This is a genomic window from Bellilinea sp. (genome assembly GCF_034432615.1).
Classification (GTDB): Bacteria; Chloroflexota; Anaerolineae; order Anaerolineales; family Anaerolineaceae; genus Bellilinea.
Genome location: NZ_DAOUBL010000012.1, coordinates 1 through 4,820, shown reverse-complemented (window position 1 = coordinate 4,820; position 4,820 = coordinate 1). Strand labels below are relative to the sequence as shown.

Below are 4,820 nucleotides of genomic sequence, written 5' to 3'. Positions count from 1 at the left end.
CCGGGCGGTTTGGTAATTCCGGGCAAACCGATTACAGCGCGGCGAATGACTGGCTGGCAAAGGCAGCCTCGAACTTGCGCGGTCTGCGCCCGAAAATGCGTGTAGTTACGATAGACTGGAGCGCGTGGGCTCAGGTTGGCATGGCTAGCCGCGGTTACATTCCCCAACTGATGGAGATGGGTGGTATTGACCAGATGCCTCCCAGACAGGCTTCCCGGTTTGTCTATCAGGAACTGGTACGGGATGACCCTGTCAGTGAGGTGGTCATTTCCGGTTCATTGGGGGTGCTGGAAAAGCCACTCCGTAAAGAGGGCGGGCTGGATCTGGAAGCCGCCAATCGGGCATTACACGAAGGCAGTCCGGCGCATGTCATGCTCAGTCAGGTGAGCGGTTTTGACCTGTACGGCGGTGTGGTGCTGGAAGCCGAATTGAATCCCAACGAACAGCCTTTCCTTAAGGATCACGCCTTAAATGGCATTCCTCTGCTGCCGGGCGTGATGGGGATTGAGGGTTTCTCTGCCGCAGCAAAACATGTTGCTTCGGTGCTGGGAGCGGAGAAAGGTCGTTTTGAGGTTGAACGGCTGGAAGATATTCAGTTCCTGGCTCCATTCAAGTTTTACCGTAACGAACCTCGTCGAATTACCTGGAAAGCGCGGGTGGTCCGTGAGCGTAAGGGTCTGGTTGCCGATGTGTGCCTGGAATCCACGCTGGCGGCGAAAACTCGCCCGAATGAAGTTGTCCAGCACTTTGCCGGTAAGGTATACCTGAATCCTCAATCCGCCAGGCCGGCATCGGCTGCTGCCCAGCCTCCCCGCTGGAATGGAGCTTATACAGTTGCCAGTGAGGAAATTTACCGCCTCTACTTCCATGGCCCGTCATTTCAGGTTTTGGAAGGCGTTCAACGGGATGGCGGTAAGGTGTTAGGCAAAGTAAGGGAATCTCTGCCATCCATCACAGAACAGCCGGTTACCCTGGTGACGATGCCCATTTTGCTGGAAGCGATTTTGCAAACTGCCGGCGTGTGGGAGGCCGGCGCTATCGGAACACTGGCGCTGCCGCGTTCGATTGGTAAGCTGGTTCTGTATAGGAACCGACCCCAACCCGGCAAACCTTTATTTGCTGAGGTGGTTCCGATGCGGTTATCGGATGGAAGTGTTTCATTCGACGCCCGACTGGTGGATGAGAATGGCACGCTGTATCTGGAAGTCAAAGATTATCGCACAGTGGCTTTACCGTATTCGGTGGATGCGGCTTTGTTGAAACCGATGAAGTTGCTGGTGAACGGCACGGATGCTACGCTCTAAAGCGCAGAGCCTTGTCCAAATCATGTGGTGCATGGGTGAGGTTTCCCCGGATTGGGGAGACCTCACCGTTTCGGATTGGATGTGGCTATCCCCGACAGAAAAGGAAATGCTGATCGGGATGCGTTTCCCCAAACGGCGCAGGGAATGGCTAAGTGGCAGGTGGACGGCAAAGCAGTTGTTATTACGTTGTTCACCCCGGCTGGCCGGTAAACCGCTGACTGAAATCAGTATTGAGAATCACATCAATGGCAATCCGGTGGTTTTTGTAGAGGGTCAAATCCTGCCGGGTTGCTTAAGTCTTTCGCATCGTGAGAATCAAGCCGCAGCTGCGTATCTTACCAATGAGGATGTGTTTGTGGGGATTGATCTGGAATGGATTGAGGAGCGGCATCCGGCATTTTTGCAGGATTACTTCACGGAAGAGGAAATTGAATGGGTCACTGCTGCCCCAAATCGTGAGCAGCCGCTGCGCACAACCCTGATCTGGAGTGCGAAGGAATCTGCCTTGAAGTCCTTGCGAGTGGGTCTGGCGGTGGATACCCGGACTGTAGAAGTACATCCTTTGGAAGACGAATTTCCGCAAGGATGGCGGAAAGTGAATTTTCACAGTAATTTGCCGGAAGAAGGCTATCAATTACACGGTTGGTGGCAGAAGCGGGAAAATTTCATCATCACAATTGTGGTCAATATGCCCGCGAGTCATAAGCCAGTGTTTGATATTAAAGAAATCCATTGGTAAGTCAGTTGAAGTCAATCAATGCAAAGATGGAGAACCGCAAAGGTTGATGTTTATCCGTGTATTAACTTTCGGTTAAAAAGGTTTAGACCGGTTGTACGGCTGAGCCAGCCAGCTGGTGAACCGGCTGATAACGCTCCAGTTCCGGGGTGGTCTGGATGCCCAATATATTCAATAAACGAATGCGCTGGAGGTATGCCGCGCCCGTCAGGATTTGAAGAGCAACATCCACCACCGAGCGGTTTTCCGGCTTTTCCAGATAAGTTCCACGTACCCATTCATTGAATGCGCCCATGGCCGGTCCGCACCAGATCTGGTAATCCATCTCGCGGCCGGCTTCACCGCGGTTTGACCAGCGCGAGGAAAGCCCCAAATACCAGCGGAATACCAGCGCCATTTTATGACGGGGGTCCTTTTCGGCGCGTTCCAGCTGGCGTGGGTCGCGCTGCTGGAAAAAGCGCACGGTATCCTGCCAGATTTCTTCAACCGGGCGTTTGAAGACGGTCTTTTCCAGTTTCTGGATTTCTTCAGCAGGAACAGCCTTCAGTGAAGGGTAGCGGGAGTACAGTTCGTACAGTTTGGAGGCACGCATGGCAAACATGGTGCCCCGCTTCAGTACCTGCACCTTAACACCCATTTCGAACATGTCGGCGGCGGGGGCCATGGTCACATCGGCCATATCGGCTTGTGCCAGTAGTCGGCGGGTGTGCTCAGAAGCGCCGGCCTCCACGCAGGCCTGATTGACCGAACCGGTTACAATGTAGGCGGCTCCCATCGTAAAAGCCGCAAGGGCAGCATGAGGTGTGCTGATACCGCCTGCCGCCCCAATGCGAATGGGGGCGGGGTATTGCATTTGAGATTGAATTTCATCCCGCAAAGTTATAATGGACGGCAGCAGACCCACCAGAGGGCGGTTGTCGGTGTGTCCGCCCGAATCGGCTTCTACGGTGATGTCATCCGCCATGGGGACAAGTCGGGCAAGGTTCGCCTGAGTTTCACTCAATTTGCCTTCCTGCACCAGTTGATTCAATAATTCATCCGGAGCGGGAAGCATGAATTGACGGGCGACTTCCTTGCGGGAGAGTTTGGCAATCAGCCGGTTCTGGATAACGATTTTACCATCCGGCTGGCTGCTCAAACCACTGGCGCGGTAAAAAACCAGAGCGGGTGTTATTTCCAGATAGGCCGAGGCCTCCACCGTGCGGATGCTGTGCTGGACATACAATTCGGCTGCCCGCCATTCCATGGCAGGTTCGTTGGGGCTGTTGATCAGGTTAAAGGCGAAGGGACCTTGGGGTAGGGCAGTTTTGATCTCGTGGATTGCCGCTTCGATGCGTTCCGGCGAAAGACCTGCCGCGCCGAAGGATGCCAGAAAACCGGCTTTCCCCATCGCAATCACCAGACGGGTCGAGGCGATCCCGTTGGCCATGGCGCCGCTGTAATAGGCATAACGGCAGCCATGCCAATGACAGAAAGCCGGATCGCCGAGCACTTCAATGGGGAGGGGGGGCAGGGTTGCCAGCCAGCGGTGAGGAGCGGCTGAATTTTGATCGGCTGCGCTCAGCCTACCTTCTCTGGCCACCCATACATTCTTCCCATCGGTCAGAACAAATACGGGTTCATCGAGAGATAAAAGCGTCTGTCGGATGCTTTCTACCTCACTGGCTAAACAGGTGGGATTCCCCGACCAGAAAATTTCCAACAAATGGTTTTGAAGACTAGGTGAGCGGAAGCGTAAGGGATTCATGGCTGGTTGATACCTCTCAGGGTTAAACCCAAAAACCCTGTGCGGGTTGCGGTTAAAGGTTGAATTTGGTCTCAAAAGAAAATTGCTGGCTGTGGTTATTCTTTCACATAACGCGGATAACCATTTTTGGCATGGTCGGCTTTGGAAAGGTCAATTTCAACGGTAACAAATGGTTTTTGTTGGTCGGTAACTGCCAGCAAATCACCCTGATCCGGTTCGGCGACCCAACCGCTGCCGCCCCAATCAAAACCCGCTCCTGTTGCCCCCCAACGATTGGAGGAAAGACAATAAGCCCCGCTCATCACGGCGGCAACGCGGCCGCCCATTACCCATTTATCGGTAGTGGCTTTTTCGGTTGCACGCGGAGAAAGCAAAATCCGTACCCCTTGATGGGCGTAACTGCGGGCATGTTCCGTGAACCAAATTTCAGTACACACTAAGAAGCCCACCTTCCCAATGCAGGTGTTGGTTGGGATGAATTGAACAGGTCCACGGTCGTACCAAGTGGCTTCCCAGAAGCCGGGTTCGTCAGGGAGGTAGGTTTTGTGGTGAACAGCACGGTAGCCATTTTCGGCATCCCAGAGAAAGGCTTCATTCAACCAACGGCCGTTGCTGATCACCGGACGGGTGGCGGAAACTACCGCAGGGTTGAGTTCCGGCAGCCGTTGCATCCATTGGTCATGCTGGTGGACAAATTCAACCCATTTCTGCAAAGAAGGCTGATCTTCCCGCATTACCCAGGGCGCAAAGGGCATTTCGGGTAACAGCACCAGATCGCTGTGATTTTGCATGACATGGTCAACCAGACCTGCCCAGTCTTCGGCTAAACCCTTTTGGTCATCACGCAGTTGACAAACGGTAACACGGATCGAGCTCATTTCTTTCCTCACAACCTGCAAAACCTCTTGCTGATCCAGGGTAAAAGAGGCAATCCATCCAATACTACCCTGATGGGTACTACCCTGATGGGGATATTTTTTTAGTCGCCTAAACTGACACCAACCATGCCTGGCTCCAGGGTGCACGCTTGGTT

The 4,820-nt window shown here is 53.8% G+C and carries 4 protein-coding genes; 2 read left to right on the top strand and 2 right to left on the bottom strand.

The annotated features are described in order from the left end of the window. Window positions 1-1,304, top strand: a 1,304-nt coding sequence (locus VAE48_RS00705; protein ID WP_322791390.1) for a polyketide synthase dehydratase domain-containing protein, incomplete at its 5' end; no start/stop codon positions are given. 31 nt (window positions 1,305-1,335) lie between these two features. Next, on the top strand, window positions 1,336-2,043 hold the full coding sequence (locus VAE48_RS00700) for a 4'-phosphopantetheinyl transferase family protein (RefSeq protein ID WP_322791389.1): 708 nt from the start codon (window positions 1,336-1,338) through the stop codon (window positions 2,041-2,043). An 82-nt stretch (window positions 2,044-2,125) separates the two neighbouring features. On the opposite strand, the gene VAE48_RS00695 is transcribed toward VAE48_RS00700, so the two are convergent. Beyond that, the gene (locus VAE48_RS00695; RefSeq protein ID WP_322791388.1) at window positions 2,126-3,787 is read right to left on the bottom strand and encodes a PfaD family polyunsaturated fatty acid/polyketide biosynthesis protein; all 1,662 of its coding nucleotides are present in this window, start codon (window positions 3,785-3,787) and stop codon (window positions 2,126-2,128) included. A gap of 95 nt (window positions 3,788-3,882) precedes the next feature. Continuing rightward, entirely contained in the window at window positions 3,883-4,665 is a 783-nt protein-coding gene (locus VAE48_RS00690) for a carbon-nitrogen hydrolase family protein (RefSeq protein ID WP_322791387.1), read from the bottom strand. Window positions 4,666-4,820: the final 155 nt, after the last annotated feature.

What these genes read in the sequence shown, in the direction of transcription:
- VAE48_RS00700 (WP_322791389.1), top strand. Translation starts at nt 1,336, where the DNA reads ATGGGTGAGGTTTCCCCGGATTGGGGAGACCTCACCGTTTCGGATTGG.
- VAE48_RS00695 (WP_322791388.1), bottom strand. Translation starts at nt 3,787, where the DNA reads ATGAATCCCTTACGCTTCCGCTCACCTAGTCTTCAAAACCATTTGTTG.
- VAE48_RS00690 (WP_322791387.1), bottom strand. Translation starts at nt 4,665, where the DNA reads ATGAGCTCGATCCGTGTTACCGTTTGTCAACTGCGTGATGACCAAAAG.